Origin of the sequence: Pseudomonas sp. KU26590 (assembly GCF_026153515.1) — a bacterium.
Classification (GTDB): Bacteria; Pseudomonadota; Gammaproteobacteria; order Pseudomonadales; family Pseudomonadaceae; genus Aquipseudomonas.
Window position 1 is genome coordinate 2,898,931 of the sequence record NZ_CP110644.1, and the last position, 25,996, is coordinate 2,924,926.

Annotated in this window: 21 protein-coding genes and 1 pseudogene; 12 read left to right on the plus strand and 10 right to left on the minus strand. The window is 60.8% G+C overall.

From position 1 onward, the window contains the following. Window positions 1–34 precede the first annotated feature (34 nt). The gene (locus OKW98_RS12725; RefSeq protein WP_265389469.1) at window positions 35–1,639 is read right to left on the minus strand and encodes a hypothetical protein; all 1,605 of its coding nucleotides are present in this window, start codon (window positions 1,637–1,639) and stop codon (window positions 35–37) included. A 3-nt stretch (window positions 1,640–1,642) separates the two neighbouring features. Next, window positions 1,643–3,340, minus strand: coding sequence for a molecular chaperone HscC (locus tag OKW98_RS12730; RefSeq protein WP_265389470.1), 1,698 nt, complete (start codon window positions 3,338–3,340; stop codon window positions 1,643–1,645). A gap of 431 nt (window positions 3,341–3,771) precedes the next feature. Between OKW98_RS12730 and OKW98_RS12735 the strand changes: the two genes are divergently transcribed. The 4 genes from OKW98_RS12735 to OKW98_RS12750 all read left to right on the plus strand — a co-directional run bounded on the left by OKW98_RS12735 (window position 3,772) and on the right by OKW98_RS12750 (window position 10,360). Then, on the plus strand, window positions 3,772–4,473 hold the full coding sequence (locus OKW98_RS12735; RefSeq protein ID WP_265389471.1) for a DUF3053 domain-containing protein: 702 nt from the start codon (window positions 3,772–3,774) through the stop codon (window positions 4,471–4,473). Between the two features lie 142 nt (window positions 4,474–4,615). Further along, window positions 4,616–6,799, plus strand: a complete 2,184-nt coding sequence (locus OKW98_RS12740) for a M48 family metallopeptidase (RefSeq protein WP_265389721.1) — start codon at window positions 4,616–4,618, stop codon at window positions 6,797–6,799. Window positions 6,800–7,110: 311 nt separating this feature from the next. Then, the gene (locus OKW98_RS12745; protein ID WP_265389472.1) at window positions 7,111–8,862 is read left to right on the plus strand and encodes a right-handed parallel beta-helix repeat-containing protein; all 1,752 of its coding nucleotides are present in this window, start codon (window positions 7,111–7,113) and stop codon (window positions 8,860–8,862) included. Window positions 8,863–9,118: 256 nt separating this feature from the next. After that, window positions 9,119–10,360: a DUF1835 domain-containing protein gene (locus tag OKW98_RS12750; RefSeq protein WP_265389473.1), complete on the plus strand. Its 1,242-nt coding sequence runs from the start codon at window positions 9,119–9,121 to the stop codon at window positions 10,358–10,360. Here the strand turns inward: OKW98_RS12750 and OKW98_RS12755 are convergent, their stop codons facing one another. From OKW98_RS12755 to OKW98_RS12765, 3 genes are all read right to left on the minus strand, one after another. Beyond that, complete coding sequence (locus OKW98_RS12755) at window positions 10,361–10,822, minus strand: GNAT family N-acetyltransferase (protein ID WP_265389722.1); 462 nt, start codon at window positions 10,820–10,822, stop codon at window positions 10,361–10,363. A 76-nt stretch (window positions 10,823–10,898) separates the two neighbouring features. Further along, window positions 10,899–12,407: a Fic family protein gene (locus OKW98_RS12760; RefSeq protein WP_265389474.1), complete on the minus strand. Its 1,509-nt coding sequence runs from the start codon at window positions 12,405–12,407 to the stop codon at window positions 10,899–10,901. A 120-nt stretch (window positions 12,408–12,527) separates the two neighbouring features. After that, entirely contained in the window at window positions 12,528–13,421 is an 894-nt protein-coding gene (locus OKW98_RS12765) for an AraC family transcriptional regulator (protein WP_265389475.1), read from the minus strand. 138 nt (window positions 13,422–13,559) lie between these two features. Here OKW98_RS12765 and OKW98_RS12770 point away from each other — a divergent pair, with 138 nt between their 5' ends. From OKW98_RS12770 to OKW98_RS12785, 4 genes are all read left to right on the plus strand, one after another. After that, window positions 13,560–14,303, plus strand: coding sequence for an SDR family NAD(P)-dependent oxidoreductase (locus OKW98_RS12770; RefSeq protein WP_265389476.1), 744 nt, complete (start codon window positions 13,560–13,562; stop codon window positions 14,301–14,303). 19 nt (window positions 14,304–14,322) lie between these two features. Further along, window positions 14,323–14,724, plus strand: coding sequence for a VOC family protein (locus tag OKW98_RS12775; RefSeq protein WP_265389477.1), 402 nt, complete (start codon window positions 14,323–14,325; stop codon window positions 14,722–14,724). Further along, on the plus strand, window positions 14,721–14,864 hold the full coding sequence (locus tag OKW98_RS12780; RefSeq protein WP_265389866.1) for a hypothetical protein: 144 nt from the start codon (window positions 14,721–14,723) through the stop codon (window positions 14,862–14,864). The genes OKW98_RS12775 and OKW98_RS12780 overlap by 4 nt, the downstream gene beginning before the upstream one ends. Window positions 14,865–14,990: 126 nt before the next feature. Then, the gene (locus tag OKW98_RS12785; protein ID WP_265389478.1) at window positions 14,991–16,031 is read left to right on the plus strand and encodes a DMT family transporter; all 1,041 of its coding nucleotides are present in this window, start codon (window positions 14,991–14,993) and stop codon (window positions 16,029–16,031) included. 39 nt (window positions 16,032–16,070) lie between these two features. On the opposite strand, the gene mntP is transcribed toward OKW98_RS12785, so the two are convergent. The 4 genes and pseudogenes from mntP to OKW98_RS27495 all read right to left on the minus strand — a co-directional run. After that, on the minus strand, window positions 16,071–16,637 hold the full coding sequence (gene mntP, locus OKW98_RS12790; protein WP_265389479.1) for a manganese efflux pump MntP: 567 nt from the start codon (window positions 16,635–16,637) through the stop codon (window positions 16,071–16,073). Window positions 16,638–16,883: 246 nt separating this feature from the next. Continuing rightward, complete coding sequence (locus OKW98_RS12795) at window positions 16,884–18,194, minus strand: ATP-binding protein (protein WP_265389480.1); 1,311 nt, start codon at window positions 18,192–18,194, stop codon at window positions 16,884–16,886. Between the two features lie 133 nt (window positions 18,195–18,327). Continuing rightward, entirely contained in the window at window positions 18,328–19,200 is an 873-nt protein-coding gene (locus tag OKW98_RS27490) for a methyl-accepting chemotaxis protein (protein ID WP_416148463.1), read from the minus strand. A gap of 30 nt (window positions 19,201–19,230) precedes the next feature. Then, a pseudogene (locus tag OKW98_RS27495) lies at window positions 19,231–20,256 on the minus strand (methyl-accepting chemotaxis protein); the annotation flags it as partial. Between the two features lie 41 nt (window positions 20,257–20,297). Between OKW98_RS27495 and OKW98_RS12805 the strand changes: the two are divergent. Next, complete coding sequence (locus tag OKW98_RS12805) at window positions 20,298–21,386, plus strand: YiiG family protein (RefSeq protein WP_265389482.1); 1,089 nt, start codon at window positions 20,298–20,300, stop codon at window positions 21,384–21,386. A gap of 54 nt (window positions 21,387–21,440) precedes the next feature. Here OKW98_RS12805 and OKW98_RS12810 read toward each other — a convergent pair whose 3' ends face one another. Then, window positions 21,441–23,513 carry a calcium-binding protein gene (locus tag OKW98_RS12810; protein WP_265389483.1) on the minus strand — a complete coding sequence of 691 codons (2,073 nt, stop codon included), beginning with the start codon at window positions 23,511–23,513 and terminating at the stop codon, window positions 21,441–21,443. Window positions 23,514–23,920: 407 nt separating this feature from the next. Here OKW98_RS12810 and OKW98_RS12815 point away from each other — a divergent pair, with 407 nt between their 5' ends. The 3 genes from OKW98_RS12815 to OKW98_RS12825 are packed head-to-tail and all read left to right on the plus strand — an operon-like array spanning window position 23,921 to window position 25,994. Further along, complete coding sequence (locus OKW98_RS12815) at window positions 23,921–24,961, plus strand: NAD-dependent epimerase (protein ID WP_265389484.1); 1,041 nt, start codon at window positions 23,921–23,923, stop codon at window positions 24,959–24,961. Beyond that, window positions 24,961–25,719 carry a glycosyltransferase family 2 protein gene (locus OKW98_RS12820; protein ID WP_265389485.1) on the plus strand — a complete coding sequence of 253 codons (759 nt, stop codon included), beginning with the start codon at window positions 24,961–24,963 and terminating at the stop codon, window positions 25,717–25,719. Before OKW98_RS12815 ends, OKW98_RS12820 begins: the two co-directional genes overlap by 1 nt. Continuing rightward, on the plus strand, window positions 25,716–25,994 hold the full coding sequence (locus OKW98_RS12825) for a lipid-A-disaccharide synthase N-terminal domain-containing protein (protein ID WP_065988912.1): 279 nt from the start codon (window positions 25,716–25,718) through the stop codon (window positions 25,992–25,994). Before OKW98_RS12820 ends, OKW98_RS12825 begins: the two co-directional genes overlap by 4 nt. Window positions 25,995–25,996 lie beyond the last annotated feature (2 nt).

Below are 25,996 nucleotides of genomic sequence, written 5' to 3' on the forward strand. Positions count from 1 at the left end.
CTTCCGTGCAACTTCTCCAGAAAGCGGCCCGGTCTCAGGTGCCTCGCGTCAGCTGGGTGCCGGGCATGTCTATTTGCACATACGCAATCACACCCACCATGACGATGCAGAACAGCCACTGCAGACGGCTGAGTCCGGCGATCCGGTAGATTGCCTGCAGCGGCTTGCGCCAGCGATATTGGCGATCCACTGGCACTGCACTTTTGGGTTGCAGTCTGCCGATCAGGCCGGTGATGACGTAGGTGGCCACCCCCAGAAGTCCGAGCCATTTCCAGAGGACAAAGGCCAGGGCCAGCACCGGTACGCCGTTGCGGATCACCAGATAGCGCCGATTGCGCGTCAGTGTCAGGCGTGCGCACCATATGCTGAAGCGTTGATCCTCATCGTAGAAGTACTCCGTGAATCTGACCCAGTGCTCATACAGCTTCTTGCCCATGTATGTGAGTGCTATCCCTGCCATCAAGATCAGCGGCGATATAAGCACAAAGAGCAGGGGGGCGGAGGGGAGTACGCAATTCAGTGCGAGGGTAATGGTCAGAACAATGCCCGCCCGCTGCGTGACGTGGGGCGGACTTTCCGGCCCTACCAGTGCTTTCCAGAACCACGGATTGTGGTCCGGGAACCTCCGTGCCCAGTCGGGAAACCGCTGGGTGAAGTCCTCGGATAATTGTTCGCAAGCCTGCCAGTCAGCCTCGGTGAATGTCGCGACGCGTGCCTGAAGGCGCTCCGCAGATGAACCCGTCAGGAACAGCGCAGCTGCATTAGCGCGCGGGTTGGGATGCTGCTCGCCCTCGCCCTCGCCCTCGCGCACCAGCGCCCGCAGCTCGTCGAGCCATTTCCGCTCTTCGCAGCGCCAGAGCAGGGCGTGCCATTGCTCATCAACGATGGGGACAACCGCTGACTCGGTGTCCCAGGCGAACAGCTGTCGGATCCTTTGAAACAAAGCGGGGGACCAGTTCTTGTGTTCGAGAAAAAGATCGAGCACCTGCACGTGAAGCGTCTGGCGACGCGCCAAATCGCCCAGCCACCCTTGTCGACTGTGGTGTTCAAGGCACCCGATGAAGCGTGTTTCTTCGCCGGCCGCCATGTACTGCTCAAGCCGGCGGTACAACCCCATGGAGAGCAAATGGCCAAGCCGCTGCTGATCGGCATCCCGCGGGCGAATCTGCTGCCAGGGTGTCAGCCACTGGCGGGTTTCAAGGCCCCAGTGCAACAGGTTCGGGTGCGAGTCCGGCGCCTGCACGCAACGCACGAACAGCAGGGCTTCGACGGTTGATTCAATGCCGCGCGCGATCGCCTCATTCCAGCATTGATCCACGGCAGCGTCGTCAAACGTATCGAGCAGCTCGGCGGCCTGTTCCTGAGCGGAACGCACCACTGGCCGAGTGACCGGCGCAGGCCTTTGCACCAGAGGCGCTGCTGAGGCCTGTACAAACGAAGCGTCACCCCCAACGCCATCGTCGCCCTCGCGGGCCAGCTGCAATGCGCGCTCGTAGGCTTCACGCAGTTGCTGAAACGCGACGGGGTCTTCGTCCGGGCGGGTGACCTTCAGCAGTTTGGCGTACTGCCGCTTGACGCTGCGCTCATCGGAGCGGGCAGGGAGATCGAGAATCTTCCAGCAATCGAGAGTCGTGTCCATGGGTCAGTGCCAACCGCCGCGTTCCAGCTGGCCAAGCCGCTCGTCCAGCTCGGTGCGCGTCTGCCGGATGATCCGCTCGTCCTGACTGTCGAGGGCGCGCTGAAACTGGCTTGCCCAGTTATCGATCAGCTCGCGGCGCGCGCCCAGGCTCTCCTGATAGAGATGCTCCAGGCGCGCCATCAACAGCGTGTTGATCTGCTGATCACGCGGATGAACCTTGAGCGCAGCGAGTGCTTGCAGGCGCTGGGCAATTTCTTTGGGGCTGAGCACGCCGGGGTTGTTTTCGATGACCAGTGCAAACTGCTCGCCGGTGCTGGGAATGGTGACCTGACACTCGAGAATGCCGTTGTTGTCGTAGGTAAACCGTACATCGAGGTTGAGGTTGCCACCGCTGCGCGGCGGTAGCGGTATTTCCAGTTCCCCCAAGGGTATGTTGTCGCGCACGAGGCGACTTTCGCCCTGGAAAATCTTCACCATCACGCTGGTTTGTGTGTCGTCGACGGGACAGACCGTTTCCACCCGGCTGACCGGTACGGTGGTGTTGCGCTCGATGATCGGCAGATAGTGCCCGCCCTCAAAATGCTGACCGACCTGGTGTGAGGTCGCGATACCCAGGGTGTAGGAGCAGACGTCGGTCAAGACTACTTCTTCCAGGGCCGCATCCCGGGATTTCAACGCCGCCTGTATCGCCGCGCCGTGGGCCACGGCTTCGTCCGGGTTGAGCTGAATCGAAGGAAAGCGTCCGAACATGGCCGCTGCCAGTTTGCGCACCAGCGGCATACGCGTGGTGCCGCCGACCAACAGGATTTCGTCCAGATCGCCGACCTGCAGCTTGGCATCGCGCATGGCCCGTTCGACCGGATTGCGCAGCCGCTCGAGCAACGGCGCATACAGCGCGGCCATGTCCTCCTGGGTGAAGGTCTGCTGCCATTGCTGGCCATCCACGCGCAGCACGAACGCGTCACTGCGCACCTGGCCCAGCGCGATGCGCAGGCGTTGGGCTTCGCGGTGCAGCGCGTGAGCGATTGATTCGGGGGCGGGGAAGCCTGGCTGCCCGGCCTGGGTGCGAACGAAAGCCTCGGCCAGCAGCCGGTCAAAATCTTCACCACCGAGGAAGTTGTCCCCCGCACTGGCGCGCACTTCCATCACGCCCTCGAACAGCTCGAGGATCGACACGTCAAACGTCCCGCCACCCAGGTCGAACACCAGAAACGAACATTCCTTGCCGTGCTGCGGCAAGCCGAACGCCAGCGCCGCGGCGGTGGGCTCGTTGATCAGCTTTTCGACTTTGAGGCCGGCCAGTTCCCCTGCGATGCGCGTGGCTTTGCGTTGGGCGTCGCTGAAGTAGGCCGGGACGCTGATGACCGCCTCGACGACGGTTTCGCCATAGGCACGCTCGACGTCTTCCTTGAGGCTCCTGAGCACCAGTGCGGAAAGCTCTTCGGGACGAAACGCGTGGTCGCCGAGGGCCGTCGTGTGGGCGCTGCCCATGTGGCGTTTGAACAACGCAGTGGTCAGGGAAGGGTGGGTGTGCAGGCGTTCGCGAGCGGCCTGGCCGACCAGAATCCGACCCTCGTCGTCCAGGCCGACCACGGAGGGGGTGAGTAACTCGCCCAGCGCGTTCGGCACCAGCACACTGGCATCGTCTTTCCAGACCGCGACCAGGCTGTTGGTCGTGCCGAGGTCAATCCCGACGATCATGGGTGAATGCCTGTGTGCAGGCTCGAGGCGCCGTGGGCGTTGATGTGCGGTATGACGTTCATGATCGTTGTCTTCCTTGAGTCTGGGGGTGGTGTGCGGGAATTTGAGAACGATCATCGCGAAGGGTTCAAGTGCTCATTTGGACCCACTGCGCCGACTGCGTAACATTTCGCAAAAATACAAACAAACAGGATCCAAAAGGAATTTATTTTTGCGTAAGCTATCTAGCATCAGGCTTAGAGACCTGTTTATGGAAGACAGTCTGAATAAGCGGCCAGCCTCCGGGCCTTGGTTTTCCTCAAAACTGTTTGCAATCCACGTCCTGATCTGATGCCCGAGGCTTTGCTGCGGGTATCCAGGCGACGCCCTTAACGCCCTGAAGCAGAATGCATCTGCCACGGGTTTATTTACTTTCTGGAGATTCTCCGACAATGACCGTCTCATTCAGCCGCCACTGGTTACTCGCCCTCGCACTGCCGCTGCTACTGACCGCCTGCGGCAGCAGCGAGCCAGACCAGCGCGCTGCATTCAAGCAGTTCCTGCAAACCCGCATCATCGACAAGCCGGGTGTGCACGTGCCCAAGCTGACCCCGGATGAATCGAAATCTTTCGGCGATTACACCCAGCACTACGCCGTGATCACTGACTTCAACAGTGGTATGGACGCCAGCATCAAACCCCTCAACGGCTTCGTGCAGAAAGGCGCGTTCCATTCATTGAGTGACGTGATCGAGCGCCGCGATGATCTCAAGACGGTGCAAACCGGCTTGAACGACCTGGTCGTGCAGCTCAAGCAAGCGTTGGCCAAAGCTGACACAGCCCACGCCCAGCTCAAGCAGCCTGACGATCTGAAAACGGTGTATGACAGCGCCTATGATCGCACCGTCACCTTACCGGCCAACACGCTCCTGACTGTTATGCCGCAAGTCAACGGCACCTTCGAATCGAGCCTTAAAGTGGCCGACTACGTCGATGCTCACAAAGCGCAGATCCAGATCAATGGCTCGGTGATTCAAGTGACAGACCCCAAGGTGCAGGCTGAATTGAACACACTGCTGCAGGACCTGAATACCAAGGCCAAGGTGGTTCAGGAAGCGCAGACGCGCATGCAGACGGTTATGTCGGGTCGCTGAATCCCCCCTCATAACGGCGCCGAGGGTTGCTGATCCCTCGGTTTCGTAAAGCACCCAAAGGTCATCCGGCCTTTGTTCAAGGACGTATGCGCGCGCCAGGGACGGCACTCGGCGGCGCAGTGAAAAGGGCCGCCCCATGAACATGAAAAAGCTGAAGCTTATCGCTGTACTGGTTTTATTCCCCCTTGCATTGAATCTGCTGGGGGTCTGGGAGCTGCAACGCAGCACCGACAACCGCCTGACCTACGCGGGTTATCAGGCTGACCTCGATCGGGCCCGTCCGGAACTCCAGGCCATTGCCGACAAAAGCGGTTCGCGTCCCGTGATGGTGGACGTCGGCGACGGCGAGAAAATGGAAGTGAAGGAGGCGTTGTCCCGCGTCGCTGATTTGCAGGACGAGCTGGACACGCTGCTGCCGCTGACCGACGTCATGGTCTGGCTTGCAATCGGTGTCATCACGCTGGGCTTGCTGGCTGCCCTGATGGGCGGGGTCGGTTTGCTCGCTTTGAACTGGGCGGGCCGACGGGCCATGCAGTCTCGTGAGCAACTGCTGCACAGCTTCACCCGTGTCACCAGACTGTTGCCCTTCGTTCTGGTCGGGCATGTGGTGGTCATAGGCGCAGCCATTGCCGCCCTCGTCGCGTTCGAGGCGCTGAACGTGTGGCACGCCGGGCAACTCTCCGCCGGCGAAATGAAGTTCATGTTCTTCGCCATGGTCCTCGTCGCAGGCTGCCTGTATTCCATCTGGCAGATGGGCACGCAATTGCGCGTCATGCTCAACATGTTCCAGCCCACGCCAATGGACGTGATGGGAGAGGCGGTCACCGCCGAACAGGCGCCGGTGCTCTGGGCTTACGTGAAGGATCTGGCCCAGAAACTCGGCGCACTGCCGCCCGATCACATCGTGTTGGGCATGGCCGCCGGCTTTTACGTCACCTCCGGCGACATCACCCTCGCGCCGGCCAACACCACTTTGACGGGCCGCACCCTGCATGTGCCGCTGGTGTACCTGGGCATCCTCGATGAAGCCGAAACCACCGCGGTCATCGGCCACGAGCTGGGGCATTTTGCCGGCGCGGATACCGAGTTCAGCATGCGTTTCGTGCCGATTTACCACGGCATCGAGCGCAGCCTGGTGGTGATCGGCCAGACCCTGGTTGACAGTGAATGGCTGCAACGCGCGACCCTGCACCCGGCGTTCATGCTGGGTGCCTACTTCATGGAAAGCTTCGACCACGCGGTGATGCACTGGAGCCGTGTGCGCGAGCTGGAAGCCGATGCCGCCGGTGCGCAGCTGGCGGGCAATCTGGCTGCCGCTTCGGCGCTGGTGCGTATTTCCGCCATCGATCCTTTATTGCAAGAGCGTCTGGCCGCCCACATCACCCAGGCAACCCGACCGACGCCCGAGCATGTGTCGGTCAATGATCTGCCAACCACTGTTCTGCACGAGATTGCGGCAATGCCGCTGACCCTGCCGGAAGAGGAAATGGCCACGCAGCTGCCGCATCCATCAGACACGCATCCTTCGAACGGCGAGCGCGTGGCGTCTCTCAAGGTGTCGGTCGACGATGCCGTACGCAGTGGCACGCGGCCGCTGGATGCATCGCTAGCCTGTGGGGCGATGGATCGCTATTTCGCCCAGCCCGACGTGTTGCGCGGTCGCCTTACGGACGATTATCTGACCCATCACGTCCAACAGGACGCCACCCTCGTGGAGACGTTGCGCACCCACGCCGGCAACGTAACCGGGGACGTTGCACTGCACGAAGGGGCGCGCTTGCGGGGGCAGATCCTGCTCGGGTTCAGTGGCCTGCTGGCAGTGGCGGGACTGATCCTGCTGCTTGCGCCGCTGCTGTTTCCAGGTGCTGCGGGACGTGACCCGCAGCCGTTTTTCGTCGGTGCCGGCATTGCTCTGTTCATCATGCTGTGCATGCTGCCCTTCGGGTTGCGCTTGTTCAGGCGTGCGCATAAAACCGCGCTGCTGCTGACGCCGGATCACTTTGTGTTCGCCAACCTCAAAGCGCCGCTGCCGATTCGCGACATTGCCGACTTCAATCTGCAGGTAGGAAATGTCGTCATGCTGACGATCCTGCTCGAAGACAACGCACCCCTGCCGGAGCTGACCTCCCGCTCGTTCTTCGCGCCGGATGTGGCGCTGAACAAGAAGAAACGGTGGCTGATGTTGCCGATGAGCAAATTCTGCCGCGATGACAAAAAGCTCAAGATCTCCGAGCTGGCCGAACTGATCGGGACCTACGTCAACGCCGGTGCCGCGCGGCATTTGCTGCAGCAGCGGTTTGAGCAGGGTGGGGAAGTGAGTGCGTGATAAAGCAGGGGTGAGTGGCGTGACTGAAAACCACCTGTAGGAGCGTGGCTTGTCCCGCGATCTGGCGCGCAGCGGCAGTCAATCGGGCGATTGCGTAGTGTCAGTCCAAACGCGATCGTCAGGTTCACGACTGCTGCGCAGCCGATCGCGGGACAAGCCACGCTCCTACATTGGCAGCCGCAAGCCATCCCACTCTGCGATTGCCCGCGGATTGATTCCCCCACCGCCCGTCACCTATCCCGTCAGATGACTCGCCTTTCACACAGCACGCCCATACTGCTCCCGTCTCTTCAGTTGAAACGGAGCACGTTATGACACTGCAATTCAATGTCCGGGATTTCGGCGCGGTCGGTGATGGGCATACGTCTGACACCGCGGCCATTCAAGCCGCCATCGATGCCGCAGCAAAAGCAGGCGGCGGTAATGTGTATATTCCTGCCGGCACCTGGTCCCTGACCCCAGGCGACAAACCCGCCGACGGCGCGCTGATGCTCAAAAGCAATGTGTTCATCAAAGGCGAGGGCATGGGCACCACGGTGCTCAAGCTGGCCGATGGCACCGATCAGGCGGTCACCGGCATCATCCGCTCGGCGAGCGGCGAAGCGACCCATGATTTCGGCGTCAGTAACCTCACCCTCGACGGCAACCGAGTTGCCACCAGCGGCAAGGTCGATGGCTGGTACAACGGCTTTCTGCCAGGCCAACCGGGTCAGGACTCCAATGTCACGCTCTCCGGCGTCGAGATCCGCGATTGCTCGGGCTACGGCTTCGACCCCCACGAGCGCACGGCGAACATGCTCATCGAAAACAGCGTGTCCCACGGCAACGGCCTGGACGGGTTCGTCGCCGATTACCTGATCGACAGCACGTTTCGCAATAACCTGGCTTACGACAATGACCGTCACGGTTTCAACATCGTCACGACCACCCACGATTTGGCGCTGCTGAAAAACGTTTCCCACGACAATGGCGGCGGCGGCATCGTCGTCCAGCGTGGCAGCGAAAACATTCCCTCGCCGTACCACATCAGCATCGAGGGCGGCGAGGTGTACGGCAATGCGGCGGAAGGCGTGTTGGTAAAACTGTCCAATGGCGTTGATATCAGCGGCGTGGACATTCACCACAACGGCACGTCCGGCGTGCGTGTCTATGGCAGCACCGACGTTGAGGTTCGCGGCAATCTGATTCACGAGAACGCGCAGAAAGCCGGCATCCCTGAAGTGCTGATCCAGCCGTTTGACGATCGCGGCGGCGTCTCCGGGAAGCTTCATCCGGCTGACCACAACACCTTCGTCGACAACATCATTACGGGCGGCGACAACAGCACCTTCGGCGTGGCCGAGGAGAGCAGTCAGACCGGCAGCACCTCGGTTTACGGCAACACCTTCGCTCATCTTCAGCAGGGCGAGGTATCACTGCAAGGCACGGGCGATCACGTCGGCACCAACCCCGTGCTGAATGCTATCGACGGCGGGAATGGCGGCGATGCCATCGTCGGAACGGCCAGCGCCGACTCGATCAATGGCAAGGACGGGGCAGACACCCTCAATGGCGGATCCGGGGCCGACCTGCTCTGGGGCGGCGCCGGCCATGACCGACTGCTGGGCGGCAGCGGCAACGACACCCTGGTCGGCGGCGCCGATGCCGACGTGCTGTTTGGCGGCGCAGGTTCGGATCTGTTCCGGTTTGCCTCGGTGTCCGACAGCTACCGGACGTCGACTGCCAGCCATGCCGACCGCATCGGCGACTTCGATGCCGCCCACGACACAATCGACGTCTCGGGCCTCGGCTTTACCGGATTTGGCGACGGCCACGACGGCACGTTGAAGTTCACCACCAACGCCGAGCACACCCGGGTTTATCTCAAGGGCCTGGACGCCGACGTGCAAGGGCATCGGTTCGAACTGGTACTGGACGGTGATTTCGGTGCCGGTCTCCCTTCAAAATCGATGGTATTTGCCGACGCCCCAGCGTCGTTGGCCCGTACATCAACCACAGCGGACGCGGTGTCAGTGGAGCTGGTAGGGGTGGCGCAGGATCATCCAGATGTCGCGCTCGTTTGATGGGGTGTCAGGTTCAGTCTGCCAGCATGCAGTGATGATCTGAGACAGGCACGCGCCGTGAGGCTACCCTCGCGGCGTGATGCCGTACAATTCCCGCACCCCTCTTTGCATCCTGCCGACCTTCCCGCTAAAGTCTGCCCTTGGGCGTCTGCTGCGCCTGCGGTCCGCGCGAAGGGGTTTCCCAAGGCAAGCGTTTCCCCAATCATTCATTCCAGCTCCCGGCTTGTCGGCGGACCGAGCCCTGTAAGGAGTTGGCATGCCTGCCACGAATGCGTCCCGTCAACACGGTCTGCTCGATCTACCTGCGCTGCGTAAGCACGCAAAACGTCTTCTCAAAGCCCTGAAAAACACCGAAGCGGATGACGCCCGGGCGCAACTGCGCGCGATGGGCCTGCCGGGCCCCGACTATCGACTCGCCGACACCCAATGGCTGGTGGCCCGCGAGGCGGGGTTTGCCAGTTGGCCCAAGTTGATCGCCCATGCCGACGCCGTCGCGTTTGCCGCCCGCCATCCGGATTTCGCGGCGACGGGTGAGTCAAAGGTTCAGCACTGGCGCTGCGGCAACGACATCGAGCGCAGCCTGCGCGTTGCAGGCTTTGCAGGTTCGTTCCAGATGTTCGACGACCCCATGGTCATGGGCCCGGTGCCGGCGCTGCCTGACGACGACTATTGGGCGGTGCGGACAGCGTTTGCCCAGCAGGCCTTTGGGTTGTCAGCCCGTGATGCCGAGCAGCGCCAGGCGGTTCAGCGTGACGCATTGGCACGCCTGAATCCCGACAGTGAACTGGTGCTGTGGTGCGAGGCCGATGCCTACGATCAGCTGTTTCTGGTCCGCTTGCTGGCGAGCTTGCCCAGCATGCCGCGCAGGCTGGAACTGATCGAAATCAACCGCGTGCCCGGCGTCGAGCGATTCATCGGCATTGGGCAACTGGCCCCGGACGTGCTCGCCTGGCTCTGGCCCCAGCGGCGCGCCATCGGTGAGGACGCCCTGACCCTGGCCCGGCAGGTGTGGGCCGCCTACACCGCAGCGGACCCGACCCGCTGGGCTGAGCTCGCGGCACAACACCATCCGGCGCTGCCGCTGCTCGGCCCTGCGCTGACGAGGCAACTGCAAGAACTGCCCGGCGCCGAGGATGGCTTGGGTTTGACCCAGCGGTTGATCCTGCGCATCCTCGCCGAGAAGGGCGAAATGCCTGCGGGCAAGGTCTTCGGTCATTTGATGCTGACCTACGAACCGCTGCCGTATCTGGGCGACATGATGTTTTACGCGCTGCTGAGGCCGCTCATCGATGCGCCGCAACCGCTGCTCCACGAACAACCGGGCAGCGAATGGCCGAGGCGCGCTGTCCGGCTGACGGCGCTGGGTGAGCGCGTAGTGCGCGGGGAGTTGAACGGGCTCGATCTTGAGCCAGCAGAGCGGTGGGTCGGCGGCGTGCAGATTGTTGCCGATCGCTCGCCCTGGGTGGTCAGCGCAGAAGGGCGGGTGTGGCGGCGCTGACTACACCTGAGACGTCAGCGACTTCTCCATGATGATCGTCCGCTCTTCGCCGTGGTACTCATCCCGAATTGGCGAGTAGCCAAGTGACCGGTAGAAGCCCTCTGCCGTGATGGAAGAGGGCACGCGCAACCGACTGACGCCGTGGGTGGTGGCGGCTGATTCAATGGCCGCCATCAACGCGCGTCCAATGCCTGACCCTTGGTGAGACGGCGCGACGAATACGCTGCGAACGGTACCTTGATCGAGGCTCGCCGTGGCAATGATCTCTTCGCCGAAGCTCGCCACGTACACCTGCCGCTGCGCCATGAAACGCAGGATCGCCGACGGGGAAAAACTCAGCTCCACCTGGGCGATGACGGCGGCGGAATAGTCCTGGCTATTGGACTCGCGCAGGGCGGCCACGATGACATGGCTGATCGCGGTGGCGTCGTTGTCTGTTGCCTTGCGGATCAGGCGGTTGATGGGGCTGTGCTCCTTGCGTCCGGGCGCGGCTATCTGAATACCGGGTGAGCAGCACCCACTGATATTCCCCTTTCATTTACTGGCCGCTTTCATCTTGGGGCCGTTGCTGCGCCTGCTGGTCAAGCAACATATGCGTGACCTGCTCAATGTAGTCGAACACCTCGGGCTGGACCGAGTATTGGTACTGCTTGCGACGGTTATTGGACACTTTCCCATTGTTCGTCAGGCACATCATGACCAGGGTGGCCAAATCGCTGCCGCGCACGTCGTAGACCTCATTTACCGTCCGCACGACCTTGTCATAGTTTTCAAGAAAGATTGTCTCTTCCCGAAGTTCCACTTCTAAAGCACGCTTCGCCATTTCCAGAGTGAACCGTACCGCTGAAGTGGCATCCCAGAAGCGATAGATCGAGGGATCACCCGTGAATTCGAACGCGTACTGACCCTGATCAATCCACCGTACATCCCAGAACTCACGCGCCGGGCGAGAGAAGGACTGCAGCGTCTCCAGATACAGGCGTTCCTCGCGTTTCATGGCGACAGATACCGGCAGAAGTAAACCGTTTTCCAGCGCGCCGGCGCGGCACAGGGTGTGGTGGATCAGAAACCGGGAGAGGCGACCATTGCCGTCCATGAACGGATGTAGAAAGACGAAACCGAACGAGATGATTCCAGCCGCGATGAGGGGATCGATCCGCGCAGGCGCGTTGTTGCCCAAGGCCATCAGCTCCTCCATTAGTTCACGACAGAGATCTGGACCTGGCGGAACATAGGTGACCCCTGCGGCGCCCTGTAGCCCATTCGCCAGATGGTTCTGCTCATGCCGAAACGCGCCCGCCATGTCAAAAGGGTTGGAGATCGTTGCATTCTGGAGATGGACCAGATAGTCCTCGTCCAGTGGAATACCCTCGTGCGCCTGCCGGAGCAGCTGGATAAATTTGCGCGCCTTATCCTCGCTAGGCGACTCTTTCTCAATCGCAAATGAATCCTGCGTCTCGTGAAGGTAAGCCCAGTTGATCGCGCGATCCATCATTCCTGTCGGGAGGCTCCGCATGAAGTGCTGAGCGCGTGCCAGGATGTCGTAGTCCAGAAGTGCGACGATTTCCGGCGTACGCTCAACAGTCGCGCAGTAGGCGATTGTCCCAATACCGTTAAACTCTACCCGCCAGCGAGAATTGCGCTCTCCAGGCATGGTCACGTACAAATCAGGATCGAACAGCGGTACGAATGCACCGCGCACGGGTGAATGCTGAATCAGCTCTTCTCCGGTTAAGGCTTCGCGTAGAAAACAGGCTTTGCGCAGGTAGATGCCGTTGGGCGCTTTTTCCAACTCCGCTTCCATTCTCGATGCCGGGATCTGCGGCAGTGCCTGGGCCAGGATAGTGAGATTGATGCCTTCGTGCTTGAGCGCAAACAGCAAATGCCCCAGCAGGTCATCTTGCTCAGGCGCACTGCCCGGTGGCACCGTCAGCGTTTCACCGATGCGCTTGATCCTTGTGACTGGCTGAATCTTCGCGGGTCGGTTTAACGGGAAAGCCGACAGGCGCAACGACTCTTGCAGCCTGGCGTAGCCAACTAAATACATAGCGCAATTCCTTGATTCACGACGATCCCATGCAGTTTTTCTTCAGTGCACCCAGAAAATCTTCAGTTCGACCAATTATCCTGATTTTTTCTTAACTTGATACATCCCGTATTACTCCTATCACCGCCCGACCACACCCGTATCTCTGAGAATCCTGCCGGCATCCCGGGCGGGAGGCAGCCCGAACATCCGGGCGTAATCACGACTGAATTGCGTGGCGCTCTCGTAGCCGACTTCGAACGCGGCGGCCATGACGCTCATGGCATTGGCGACCATCAGCGTTCTGGCCTGCAGGAGGCGAACGCGCTTCTGGTACTGCAAAGGGCTCAGGTGGGTGACCGCCTTGAAATGCCGATGAAACGCCGAGACGCTCATTGAGGCGCTCTCGGCAAGGCGCTCCACGCCCAAGGGTTGGGCGAAGTCGCGACGGATCCACTGGATCGCCATGTTGACCCGGGCCATGGCGCTGTCCGGCGCGGCGATTTCGCGCAACATCCAGCCAAGCGGGCCCTGGAGCACGCGGAAGATGATTTCCCGTTCATAGACCGGAGAGAGGGCGGCAATCGCTTCCGGGTCGCCCATCAGCCGCAGCATTCGCACCCAGGCGTCCATCAATTCTTCTGTCATTAATGCGACGGAAAACCCCGCATCCTGTTCAGCGCGGCGAGCAGGTTTGGGCAGGTCGGCGAACAGCGTCGCGAGCACAGCCGGGTCCAGCGTCAGGCTGACCGCCAGGTAGGGCTCGCCTGACACGGCGGGATGTACCGAACCCACGGCAGGCAGATCAATGGACATGACGAAGTAGGTCGCCGGGTCATACCTGAGCGTTCGATCCCCCACCGTCATGCTTTTGCTGCCTTGCAGAATCACGTTGAGCATCGGGTCATACACCGCCGCGAGCAGGTGCTCGGGGATTTTGCCCTGGACCATGGCCACCCGGGGGATGCCCGTTTCGGTGCGACGGTTTTCAGCACCGGCAGCAAGCAATCGGAGTTCATTCAGTTGTTTTTCCATGGGCAGCATGCTGAGGGCTGAGCGGCATGCGGCGCAAGAGAAAAGCAGAAACGGGCAGGTTCGGAGCAGGAACGGATACGTCCTTGATTACCTTGGTGGGTACTGTGGAGCCACATTGAATCACCAGAGGAACACGACATGGGCGTTATCGTTATTACGGGCGGCAGCCGCGGGATTGGTGCAAGTGCAGCCGAACACGCGGCAAAACGGGGGATGGGTGTCATCCTGACTTACAACGCCAACCCTAAGGCAGCCGCGTCGGTTGTCGAACGCATTGCACTCGCCGGTGGCAAAGCCGTTGCGATGAAACTCGACGTGTCTGATGTCGGCAGCTTCCCGGCGTTTCGCGACTCCGTCGTCACAGTGCTTCGCGAAACCTGGGCGACCACCACGTTGAGTGGCCTGGTCAATAACGCCGGCTATGGCCTGTTCAACCCACTGGCAACAGTCAGCGAAGCCCAGTTCGACGGCCTGTTCAATGTCCACCTCAAAGGCCCGTTCTTTCTCACCCAGGCGCTGCTGCCGTTACTGGCGGAGAACGCCAGCATCGTCAATCTCACCAGCGCGACCACGCGAGTGGCCACCGCAGGCGTTGCACCCTACGCGGCGTTCAAGGGTGGCCTTGAAGTGCTGACCCGCTACATGGCCAAGGAATTCGGCGAGCGACGGATACGCGCCAACGCGGTGTCACCCGGCGCCATCCGCACAGAACTGGGCGGCGGCCTCAACGATGAGTTCGAAGCGCTGCTGGCGGCTCAGACTGCGCTCGGCCGAGTGGGCGAACCGGAAGACGTCGGGCGGGTGATTGCCATGCTGCTGTCCGACGAAAGCGGCTGGATCAATGCCCAGACCCTTGAAGTCGCCGGCGGCTACAACATCTGACCACGGGAGGATTTCGAGCATGCTGGATCATATTTTTCTGTCAGTGAGCGACATCCCACGGTCCATCCGCTTTTATGACGCAGCGTTGAGCGAGCTGGGTATTACGTCGCGGCTGAACTACGACGGCAAGGATGGCCCAGCGGGCCATCCTGACCTGAAAGGCTTCGGCGCCAACGGCCGCGTGTTTTTCTGGATGCGTGAAGGGATTGTCGAAAGTCGAGCTGTCCACGTCGGGTTCGTCGCAAACAGCAAAGCTGAAGTGGACGCCGCCTACGCCGCCGCCATGAATCACGGAGCGGTGGACAATGGCGCGCCGGGCCCACGCTTGCACTACGACCCTGATTACTACGCCGCCAATGTGCTGGATCCGGATGGCTACAGCCTGGAATTTGTCTACAAAAAATGGCAGCACGCCCAATGAGCACACTTCTGATATACGGCGCCACGGGCTATACCGGGCGCATGGCAGCAAACCGCGCGAAAGCCCAAGGGCTGGCGTTCGAAATCGCCGGGCGCAACCATCAGCGCGTCGAAGCACTGGCTACTCAGCTGCGAGGGTGAGATTGTCGCAATGCTTGATGCATCGCCGCGTCGGGCTCTCGTCGCAGGTATTGTCGCCGCAAAACGTCTGTGCAAAACCTTCATGGGATAAGATTGCCACCCACCCATCCCGGCTTGGTATGACCCATGAATCGCAGTATTTTCCATGCGCTCGCGGCCGCCGCGTTGTTCGGTGCCAGCACGCCGCTTGCCAAACTTCTCGGGCTCAACGTTCCCCCTGTGCTGCTCGCTGGCTTGCTCTATCTGGGCAGTGGGCTGGGACTTGCTCTTGTCCGATTCGTCCGTGACCGTGGCTGGAAAAACGCCGGCCTGACGCCGTCCGAGTGGCCTTGGTTGCTGGGCGCGATTATGTTCGGGGGCGTGCTCGGGCCGGTGGCGCTGATGTTCGGGCTCACCACGACCTCTGGCGCAACCGCCTCGTTGATGCTCAACCTCGAAGCGGTACTGACGGCATTGTTGGCGTGGGTGGTGTTCAAGGAAAGTGCTGACCGGCGAATTGTCGGGGGCATGATCGCGATCATTGCCGGTGGCGTGGTGCTGGCCTGGCCCCATGAAAGCCTGCAAGCCCATGACTGGCTCGGACCGCTCGCCGTTGGCGCTGCCTGTCTGTGCTGGGCCATCGACAACAACCTGACGCGCAAGGTGTCTGCGTCCGATGCGCTTTTTCTGGCCGGTTTCAAAGGATTGGTGGCGGGGTTGGTCAATTGTTCGCTGGCGTTTCTGCTAGGCGCCCGGTTTCCTGATGCCCTGTTGCTGGGGCAGACACTGGCGCTCGGGTTTCTCGGCTATGGCGTCAGCCTGGTGCTCTTTGTTCTCGCCCTGCGTGGCCTGGGTTCCGCGCGGACAGGGGCGTATTTCTCAACTGCACCGTTTCTCGGCGCGGCCATTGCGATCCTCCTCCTCGGCGAGCCTGTGTCAGGCGCGTTCTGGGCGGCCGCTGTGCTAATGGGCATCGGCGTGTGGCTGCACCTCACCGAGCGCCACGGCCATGAGCATCAGCACCTGCCCATGACCCATGCACACCGGCATGTTCATGATGAGCACCATCAGCACGAACACGCTTTCGACTGGAAGGGGACGGGCGCACACAGCCATGTTCACGAGCATGTGCAGGTGCGCCACAGCCATCCTCACTTCCCGGATATCCATCACCGGCATACCCATTAGCAGCGTCGGATGAAGGGAGTGCGCACCTGGCCCCTGCGGTTATGCCGCCGACAGATGCTCGTAGAGGATCGTCGCACCGACCAGCATCAGCACAATGCCGCCGATGATTTCAGCGCGTTTGCCCACCACTGTGCCCAGCACACGGCCCAGCATTACGCCGATGGTGACCATTACCGTTGTCGCGACACCGATGGCTGCGGCAGCGACCAGGATATTGACGTTGACGAAGGCCAGGCCAACGCCCACGGCCAGCGCGTCGATGCTGGTGGCAAAGGCGGTAACGGCCAATATCAGGAAGGAATGCTGGTTGGGCTTTTCTTCTTCGGCGTCTTCGTGCTTGAGGCCGTTGTAGATCATGTGCACGCCGAGCACCACCAGCAGGGTGAAGGCGATCCAGTGATCCCAGTTTTTGACGTAGGACGTGGCAGCCTGGCCGATCAGCCAACCGATCAGGGGCGTGATGCCTTCGATGACGCCAAAGATAACGCCGGTGCGCAGCGCTTCGATAAATCGCGGCTTGTGAAGGCTCGCGCCTTTACCGATGGCCGCTGCGAAAGCGTCCGTGGACATGGCCAAAGCGAGAAAGATAAGGGAAAAGGGGTTCACGGTTATTTCCAGTCGGGCTGTGAGTCAACGACGCAACCACACGCCCGACTTTAGGCATGGATGCATCGTTGGTCTCGCCAACCCGAAGGTGTTCGTGCCACGGCAGGCCGCCGAGAATGTTGACACGAACGCTCTGTGACAATGAGTCCAGAGCAGGCTACTCCCCAACAAGGGCCGCCACTATAACGCGTGAATGTAAAAAAAATGTCGGCCCATGATGTTTTGTTCAACGAGTCAGCACACGGCTTAACCCACTTCCGACGTCGCGATACAGCCCAGAATTCTCAGATACAGCTTCACCGTCGTACCCGCCCCGGGCGATGTTTCGATGCGCGCGTCACCGCCCGACTTGACGGCGAAATCCTTTGCCTGGGCCAGGCCCAGACCCGTTCCCTGGCCGGTTGCTTTGGTCGTGAAGAACGGCTCGAACACCCGGCCGGCGATGTCAGGGGGCATCCCGGGACCGTTGTCTCGCACGCTCACGACAAGGTAGTCGCCCTGGTGCAGCGTCAGGTCATCTTCCACGTGCACCCAGCCCGTGGATACATGCACCTGACCGGCACCCTTCAGCGCATCGCGCGCATTGGTGAGCAGGTTCATGAGGACGGCATGGAGTTGGGCTTCCATACACAGCACGCCCCAGCCCCATTCCGCAAAATCGAAGCTGAGGTCGATGCCTTCGCTCATCGAGTGGCGCATCAGCGATTGCGCACCGTGGAGGCGTGCAGTCACATCAATACAGATCAGTTCAGGCCCGTCACCGCGCACGCTCGACATCAAATAACTGATGAGCTGTCGGCCTTGCTCCACAGCTTGCAGGCCGGTTTCGGCGAAACGCTCGACGTCTATCGGCCGGCGGGATCGCAGGCGTGTCAGCTGAAACGCGGCGCTGACGCTCTGCAGCAGGTTGTTGAAGTCATGGGCAATGCTCGCCGTCAGCATGCCCAGCGATGAAATGCATCGGGCGTTTTCCAGCAGAGGGGTGACTTCGCTGTTGTTTTGTCCGGATTGCTTGAATTGATCTTGAAGTTGCGCCAGCTGCTTTTCGCGTTGTTTGCCAAGCCATCGCGCTTCGAGCAAGGCAGCGGCCTGACGCGCCAGTGCCTGCAAGGCAAGGGACTGACGTTCGCTCAGCTGCCGGGGTTGCGTATCGATCACGCAGACGGTGCCCAGTGCGAGGCCGCTGTCCGTAACAATAGGCGCGCCTGCGTAGAAACGAATGTAGGGCGGACCGAGCACCAGCGGGCTGGACGAAAAGCGTGGGTCCAGCGCTGCATCTTCGATGACGAGCACCTGTGCAGGGTCAAGAATCGCATGGCCGCAGAAGGCCAGGTCCCGATGGGTTTCCTGCACCCCGAGGCCCACGCAGGCCTTGAACCACTGGCGGTCCCTGTCCACCAGTGACACCAGGGCAATGGGTGCGTCGCACAAGGTGGTCGCCAACAGAGCGATGTCGTCGAATGCCTTCTCTTTGGCACTGTCCAGCACGTCCAGGTGTTCGAGCGACAAGGCGCGCTCTTCCTCGTTGAAAGGAAAGGGGGCGGGATGGTGGGCCATCGATAAACCGGTGCTAGAGGAAGTGGTCCGGCATCATGCGCTGAGGCCCGCCGGACCGCAAGCGCAGCGGTCCGTTGAGGCTTTGTCGAAGTATTGACGCCAGAGCACGATCAGGTTGTCACAGCCAGTGCCGTCACACCTTGAAGCGAGCCACCATGGTTTGCAGGGTGTTGCCTAGGCGTGCCAGCTCCAGCGTCGACGCGGCACTCTGCTCAGTCGCAGTCGCGGATTGGTCGGCCACGTCACGCACGCTGATTACGCTGCGATTGATCTCGTCGGTCACAGCGCTTTGTTGCTCGGCTGCGGCCGATATCTGCTGACTCATCTGCTCGATCGTACTAATGGAGTGAGTGATCTCGACGAGGGCTTGCTCGGCCTGTCGGGACAGCTCTACGGTGCCCTCTGTCCGCCGCATGCTGGCTTCCATCAAGTTCGACGCTTCCCCGGTGCCATGCTGAAGTGCCTGGATCAGCGCTTCGATTTCAGTGGTGGAGCTCTGTGTCCGCTGCGCCAGTGAGCGGACTTCGTCTGCCACCACTGCAAAACCGCGGCCTTGCTCGCCGGCACGAGCGGCTTCGATGGCGGCGTTGAGCGCGAGCAGATTGGTTTGCTCTGCAACTGCCTTGATCACGTCGATCACGCTACCGATCTTGTCGCTGTCATGGGTCAGACGCTGCATCGCCGCGCCCAACTGGCCGACTTCTCCGGACAGTTGGCTGATTTCCTGTGTGGCATGTTGAACGACCTTACTGCCATGGGCGGCACGCTCGGTGGCTTGCCTGGCGGCTCTTGAAGCATCTTCTGTGTTCTGCGCAACTTCCTGCACGGTCGACGCCATCTCATTCATGGCCGTTGCCACCTGATCAACCTCCAGTTTTTGCTGGGTGACGCCAGTACGGGTCTGCTCGCTCGCCGCCGAGAGCTCTTCGGCGGCCGTTGCGATTTGAGTAACGCCCTTACCGATGCCGGTGATCAGCTCGCGCAGCGAAGAGGTCATGTGCTGCATGGTGTTTTGCAGCAGGCCCAGCTCGTCCTGCCGGTCTGTGCTGATGTCGAACGTCAGGTCGCCATCAGCGATGCGCCGGGCAGCGACGACGCTGTCGTTGAGCGGACGGGTAATCTGACGGGTTATCAGCGCGGCGGCGAGGATACCCAGCAGCAGCACGACTAACGCGACGCTGAACAATTGCGTTATCGCATTAGCCTTTTCTTTATTGGCGGCAACAACCTGCGAGGCCATCAAGTCTTCGACACTTTTGACGGTGTCGGTCATCTGTTGCAGCAAGGCGTCACGCATCTGGTCATTTTGCTGCATCATCTGCGAGATGGTCGCCATGTTCTCTCTGTACTGGCGAAGAGCGACAAGGGCGGTATCGACTGCCGCATTGGCCTGGGTCGGCAACTTATCGCGGGCGGCCGCCACCTGGGCGAGGAGCGCGTCCGCTGTGGCGAACGTGGCCTGGCGATTATCCACGTTGGGAATGCTGAGGTAGCGGCGGAATACCAGGCGGAAGTTGGTCATGCCATTACGCAGGTCGGCTGCGATTTTCACTTGGTCGATACCCGCCTGGTCTGGCGAGCGCGAGGCATCGTCCAGCGTCTTCTGCAGCAGGTTCTCAAAGGTAGCACTCACCTCATCGGAGACCTTGATGAGCGGCTTCATGGCGTCATCGACTTTCTGGTTGTTGCTGACTAACTGGTCGAACGTCCGTCTGAGTGCCGCTGACTGTTCTCCGATCGCCCTGAGCATTTCGACGTTTTTGGCCACTGTCAGAATCTGCACACCTTTCTCGATGTTGCTATTGAGTGACCCGAGGGCAACCCCATAAGCCTGGGCGGTGCTGGCATTGGGGCTGGCGGTATACGCTTGCGCGGCAACTTTAACGTTCAGCGTATCGGCTTTCACTTCAGCGACCCGGTTTGCCTTTTCCAGCCGTTGAATCAGCAGGTCCGAGCTGACGTAGCCAATCCCGGTGACGGTCAGCACGCCCAGCAGAATGGCACCGAAGCCTATGCCGAGCTTCTTGCCAACCTTCAAGTTATCCAGCCAAGTTGATTTCATTGCGTTCAGCCTTTGAATTTACATAATGCTCCCTTATCGACTTGACGCCAGAAAAGTTGATTCAAAAGATCATTGAAAAAATTGATACTGCACCGGTTTTAAAACTAATGGATCAAGGAGCGACTGTGTTGAACAAAGGGATCAAGGCTATAACGCTGGGGATGTGGGTGACCGCTCTTGTGCTGCCGTTGGTGGCGTGTGACAAAAAGAGCACGACGCAACGCAAGCCCGAACCACAGGCCGCCGCCAGGATTGTTGAAGAGGACCCTGACGCGCAACTGAGCAGCAAACTGGGCGCCTATGTGGATTGCTTCAATACCGCCGATGGCTCGACGCGCGCCAGTGCCGATAGTTATGTCAGCTGGATTGCTGATCTGGACGCTGGCCCGACCGGCAAAGAAAGTAGCGTCAATGTTTTGGGCGATGTGAGTGCCTACCACCTGGAAACGTGTACCAAGGCTATCCCGCAAGCGACGAACGCCAAGCCGGCACTTCCAGCGCTGGACGCAGCTGCTACTCAATACCTTGCTGACTTGACCGCGCTGGCACCGTTGGTTACTCAAGCCCACGCCTATTACAGTCATGAGGATTACAAGGACGATGGCTTCGCGAAAGCCAAGCAGATGCACCAGCCGTTGATGATGGCCTTCGGTCGTTTCATTCTGTCCAGCGACAAATATGGCGCCGAACTTGGGAAAGAGAACGACGCTCTGTCAGCCGCGCAAATCGTCGAGATCGAAAAAAACGAGGGACGTCACAGCGCGTTCTACCATTTGGCGTTGATCAGGCAGGCGAAGTTGCTGGCTGCTCCGCTCAGCGCTGAATCTTTCGACGTCGCCGAGGTTTCGAAAGCGATCGACGCCTACGGTGCGCTGCTGGACGAGTCAACCAAGGCGACGGTCAACGAGCCCGGCAAGCCAATCAGCTGGTCGCTCTTCCAGAGTAAAGCCGAGAGTTTTCTGAAGGAGGGCAAGGATCGCATGCGCCGGGTGCGTGACAAAACCCCTTACAGTCATGGTGACCAGCTCCTGATGAAGGGTGACGGGAGCGGCGGCTGGATGGTTGAAGGTTCACCGATGCGGCTCTTGAGGTCATATAACGAGTTGGTTGACGCGGGTAACCGGCTCTAAGCCTTAAAATGAGGGGAACGCGCATCAGCCGTTCCCCTCGATGCACCCAGCCTGTCAGCCGAGGGCAACCTCAGTGGCCATCCCCACCAGCGTCACTTCCTGCGCCTGCGCGAAGATCATGTCGGTACTGCGCAGGTCCTGGGTCCAGTCGCCGGTGAGGCCGATTTCGAACCGATGGCCCTGAGCGTCCGCTTCCACATCCTTCAGGTAAGTGCGGTCCAGATCGTGGTTATAGACCATCTTCAGCGTCGTCCCGGTGCCGTCTCCGAAACCCGTGTAGCCCAATGCTGACACGTCGATTTTGTCGTTGTTGTTGGCGAACCGGTCAATCAGGTCCACGAAGCTCTGGGTGTCGGTGCGGTAGCTGTCAGTGGCTGCCGTGTAGCGGAACACGTCAGCGTCATTGATGCCATTGCGGCCATAGACTGAAAGGTTCGGGTCGTCGCCGCCGCTCAGCTGGTCGGCACCCGCGCCGCCGATGATCACATCCGAGCCTCTGCCGCCATCGATACGATCGTTACCGGCCAGGCCATAGATGACTCCCGACATCGCGCTCCCCGTGATCACGTCCTTGGCAGCCGTTCCTTCGACGGTGGGGGCCGTGAACACCACGTTGATGCTGTTCAACTGCCCCGTCAGGTTGCCTTCGAGCGCCAGTTCAAAGCGCTGCCCGTCGGCGTTGGCATCGAAACTCTTCAGGTAAGTTCGGGTGCCGTCAGCGTTGGCCTGGATGGCCAGCGTGCCATTGTGGCCGTCGCCCATGCCGGTGAATCCCAACGCAATCAGGTCTACCCGGTCCTGGGAGGCGTCGAAGTCCAGAATCCGGTCGCTGCCGGTTTGCGTAGCGGTACGGTAGCTGTCGCTGATCTGGCTGAAACGGAAAATGTCTGCGCCCGTCCCGCCTGTCAGTACGTCACGGCCACCCCCGCCTTGCAGCAGATCGTCACCGCCCAGACCGCGGATGATCTCGGCCGTGTCGTTGCCAATCAGGTGATTGGCGTCACTGGAGCCATCCACATGGAATTGACCGTCCTGGCTGCCAAAGGTGGTGTCCAGGCTGCCGTCGGCGTTCAGTCGAGTGATGACGTCGCCGGCGATCAGGATTTTGCCATCTGGCTGAACGATTGCCGAGTGGGCATAGGCGGACTCGCCTTGGGGCACCTGAATGGTGAGCTTGCCATCACCGCTAAAGGAGGTATCGAAGGAACCGTCCGCATTCAGCCGCAGTACGTTGAAGGCGGTACTGTCATTACTCTCGCCGGCAATGATGATCTTGCCATCGGCTTGCACGGTCATCGCAGCGCGGTAGTCCAGCCCCAGCGCGGTATCGAAGTACACCACGCCGTCCACGCCAAACGCGGTATCCAGGTTGCCGTCGGCTGCAAGTCGCTGAACGGCATAAACCGGATCGCCCGGGTCATGGGGGCCGTCGGAGCCCACGTACAGCCAACTGCCGAGCAATACGCTGCCGTCGGGCTGCACAACGGTGGCGATATTGCCGGTGCCGTAATACCCGGTCGGGTTGAGGACAAGTGCGCCGTCGGCACCGAAATCCTCGGCCGGAGCCCCGCTGCTGTCCAGCTTGAACACCACGGCTTGCGAGGTGCCGCGAAGGCTGACATACACCGAGCCGTCCGCCGTCGCGTACATCGCCAGGCCGTCGTAGCTGAAGGGCGGGACCACTGCTGCGGCGCCGTCGTGGCCGAAGGTGGTGTCCAGGGTACCGTCCAGATTAAAGCGTTCGACTTTTAAACCGCCAAGCCCCGGCTGCGCTGCGAGCACTTTGCCGTCGGCCTGCACCGCCATGACATAGTCGGCATCGTCTTCCGGGTTCAGGTTGCCGGGGACGAGGGCAATCCCGTCCCGGCTGAAACTGCTGTCCAGGCTGCCGTCACTGTTGAGGCGCACCGCCGTGAAGCTGCCGCGTGTCCCATAGCTTTCATCGCCCGGCGAGCCGGGATAACCAATGGCGGTCTGGAAACTTTCGCCACCGACGATGATCTTGCCGTCAGGCTGGAGAATGATGCTCCAGGTTTGATCGCCCCCCGTGGAGGGGTCGACCTGCACGGTGCCCGGGCCGGTTCGTACGGTGTAATCGATGGTGGGCTTGCTGTCTGTTGAGGCCATGACATTGTCCTTTTGACATGGAACTTGATGGGATTTGAAGGCGCCGGGGGGAATGACGCTCTGGGGTTGACCGTGTGGGCGTCAATAAATGCGAACGAGGTTCCCTGTCGGCAAAAAGCCGTCAGGGCTGCGCTAGAGCGGATTGCTCAACAGCTTCGGGCGTTGCTCGGTCAACGTACCGAGCGCATCACGCGATGTGCCGCTAACCCTATTCACATTGCTTAAATATTGCTGTGACACAGTTTCATGTCGCTTACGCAAGCATCCGACAGATTTGGCTGGCTACCCAAGGGTTCCGGGCGGTTGGCTGGTTCTGTAAAAAGGACTCATGAAATGAACGTCACTGTCTCACGCGCAGGATACGCAGGACTGACCCAGGCTCGATGCCGCCGCTGGGCGGTAGCCCAATGACGGTGCTGGTCACAGGGGTAGCGGGGTTCATCGGCTTTCACATGGCCAGAACGTTGTGCCGCCAGGGCGTTCAAGTGGTGGGCATCGATAACCTGAACGATTACTACAGCGTCGATCTCAAGTGGGCCCGACTGGCGCAGCTGGAAAATTACCCCTCCTTTCAGTTCCAGCCCATCGACATCGTCGACCCACACGCTTTGCTTGGCCTGTTCAGTGCGTCTGGTTTCAGCGAGGTCATTCACCTCGCGGCGCAGGCCGGTGTTCGGTATTCCATCGACAACCCGGGCGTGTACGCCGATGCCAACCTGGTCGGATTTCTCAACGTGCTTGAAGCCTGCCGCGCGTACCCCGTAAAGCACCTCGTCTACGCGTCGAGCAGCTCGGTGTACGGCGCCAATACCAAGATGCCGTTCGCGGTGGAAGACGCCGTCGAGCAACCCGTTTCCCTGTATGCCGCGACCAAACGCGCCAACGAACTCATGGCCTACAGCTATTCGCATCTGTACCGGATTCCTGCGACGGGCCTGCGGTTTTTTACCGTCTACGGCCCTTGGGGGCGGCCGGACATGGCGCTGTTCAAATTCACCCGGGCCATCCTCGAAGGCGAGCCCATCGATATATACAACGACGGCGAGATGGCGCGGGATTTCACTTACGTCGACGACATCATCGAGTCGATGAGCCGGCTCTTGCCCCGACCACCGCCGCTCGTTGACGGGGTGGCGCCGTGTCAGCTTTTCAACATCGGGCGAGGGGCGCCGGTCAAGCTTCTCGACTTCGTGCAGTGCCTGGAGTCGGCGTTGGGGATTCAGGCAAAGCGCAACTATTTACCGCTTCAGCCGGGTGACGTGCTGCAAACCTGGGCCGATGTGACCGGCCTGGCGAGATGGATCGACTTCAGTCCGCAGGTCGGGCTGGAGCAGGGCGTGGCTGAATTCGTGCGCTGGTATCGCGATTTCCACCCCTGCGAACAGGGCCAGCAGGCCAGACAGGCAAAACAGGCCAGACAATCAAAACAAGAGGCGCGGTGGGCGTGATGAGTGAATCGGTGTTCGTGTCGGTATTGATCCCGGCAAAAAACGAAGCGCAAAACCTGCCTTCGTTGCTCAATGAAGTACGCACCGCGCTGGCCGGTGAGCGCTATGAGGTGCTGGTGGTCGACGACGGCAGCACCGACGACACGCTGCATGTGCTGCAGCAGATCAAGGCCGAGGGCTTCGAACCCCTGCGAATCCTGCACCACGGGGTTTCCCTCGGCCAGAGCACGTCGATCTGGCATGCCGCCCACGCCGCGCGCGGTGAGTGGCTGGCGACGCTGGACGGTGACGGCCAGAACGACCCCGCCGACTTGCCCGGCATGCTGGCGCTGGTGCGCAACACCGCGCAGGGCAACGACCAGAAACCAGGACAGCAGGTGACGTTGGTGGCGGGGCATCGGGTCAACCGCCGAGACACCGCGAGCAAGCGCTGGGCGTCCCGCTTCGCCAATGCCCTGCGCAGCCGCCTGCTCAAGGACGCCACGCCGGACACAGGCTGCGGGCTGAAGCTGATCCATCGAGCGGCGTTTCTGCAACTGCCTTACTTCGATCACATGCACCGCTTCATCCCCGCATTGATCCAGCGCCACCATGGCCGAATGATCGTCCATCCGGTTCATCACCGTCATCGCCAGGCCGGTGTCTCCAACTACGGCAACCTCGACCGTGCGCTGGTCGGCATCCTCGACCTGTTCGGGGTCTGGTGGCTGTTGCGCCGCACGCGACTCAATACGCAACCCGAGGAGATGAACGGATGAACTTCACGCGCGAAGCGCTTTGGCTGACGGTGGGATTTCTCGGTCAGGCGGTCTTCACCGGCCGTTTCGTCTTGCAGTGGCTGTACAGCGAAATCAAGAAACGCAGCGTGATTCCGGTGGGGTTTTGGTACCTGAGCATGCTTGGCAGCGCATTGCTGCTGATCTATGCGATCTACCGCGAGGACCCGGTGTTCATCATTGGCCAGTCATTTGGCTTTGTGGTTTACCTGCGCAACCTGCAGCTGATTGCCAAACACAAAGACCTGAAGGAATAGCC

Coding starts and splice junctions, on each gene's coding strand:
- OKW98_RS12725 (WP_265389469.1), bottom strand. CDS start 1,639: ATGGACACGACTCTCGATTGCTGGAAGATTCTCGATCTCCCTGCCCGC.
- OKW98_RS12730 (WP_265389470.1), bottom strand. CDS start 3,340: ATGATCGTCGGGATTGACCTCGGCACGACCAACAGCCTGGTCGCGGTC.
- OKW98_RS12735 (WP_265389471.1), top strand. CDS start 3,772: ATGACCGTCTCATTCAGCCGCCACTGGTTACTCGCCCTCGCACTGCCG.
- OKW98_RS12740 (WP_265389721.1), top strand. CDS start 4,616: ATGAAAAAGCTGAAGCTTATCGCTGTACTGGTTTTATTCCCCCTTGCA.
- OKW98_RS12745 (WP_265389472.1), top strand. CDS start 7,111: ATGACACTGCAATTCAATGTCCGGGATTTCGGCGCGGTCGGTGATGGG.
- OKW98_RS12750 (WP_265389473.1), top strand. CDS start 9,119: ATGCCTGCCACGAATGCGTCCCGTCAACACGGTCTGCTCGATCTACCT.
- OKW98_RS12760 (WP_265389474.1), bottom strand. CDS start 12,407: ATGTATTTAGTTGGCTACGCCAGGCTGCAAGAGTCGTTGCGCCTGTCG.
- OKW98_RS12765 (WP_265389475.1), bottom strand. CDS start 13,421: ATGGAAAAACAACTGAATGAACTCCGATTGCTTGCTGCCGGTGCTGAA.
- OKW98_RS12770 (WP_265389476.1), top strand. CDS start 13,560: ATGGGCGTTATCGTTATTACGGGCGGCAGCCGCGGGATTGGTGCAAGT.
- OKW98_RS12775 (WP_265389477.1), top strand. CDS start 14,323: ATGCTGGATCATATTTTTCTGTCAGTGAGCGACATCCCACGGTCCATC.
- OKW98_RS12780 (WP_265389866.1), top strand. CDS start 14,721: ATGAGCACACTTCTGATATACGGCGCCACGGGCTATACCGGGCGCATG.
- OKW98_RS12785 (WP_265389478.1), top strand. CDS start 14,991: ATGAATCGCAGTATTTTCCATGCGCTCGCGGCCGCCGCGTTGTTCGGT.
- OKW98_RS12795 (WP_265389480.1), bottom strand. CDS start 18,194: ATGGCCCACCATCCCGCCCCCTTTCCTTTCAACGAGGAAGAGCGCGCC.
- OKW98_RS27490 (WP_416148463.1), bottom strand. CDS start 19,200: ATGCAGCACATGACCTCTTCGCTGCGCGAGCTGATCACCGGCATCGGT.
- OKW98_RS12810 (WP_265389483.1), bottom strand. CDS start 23,513: ATGGCCTCAACAGACAGCAAGCCCACCATCGATTACACCGTACGAACC.
- OKW98_RS12815 (WP_265389484.1), top strand. CDS start 23,921: ATGACGGTGCTGGTCACAGGGGTAGCGGGGTTCATCGGCTTTCACATG.
- OKW98_RS12820 (WP_265389485.1), top strand. CDS start 24,961: ATGAGTGAATCGGTGTTCGTGTCGGTATTGATCCCGGCAAAAAACGAA.
- OKW98_RS12825 (WP_065988912.1), top strand. CDS start 25,716: ATGAACTTCACGCGCGAAGCGCTTTGGCTGACGGTGGGATTTCTCGGT.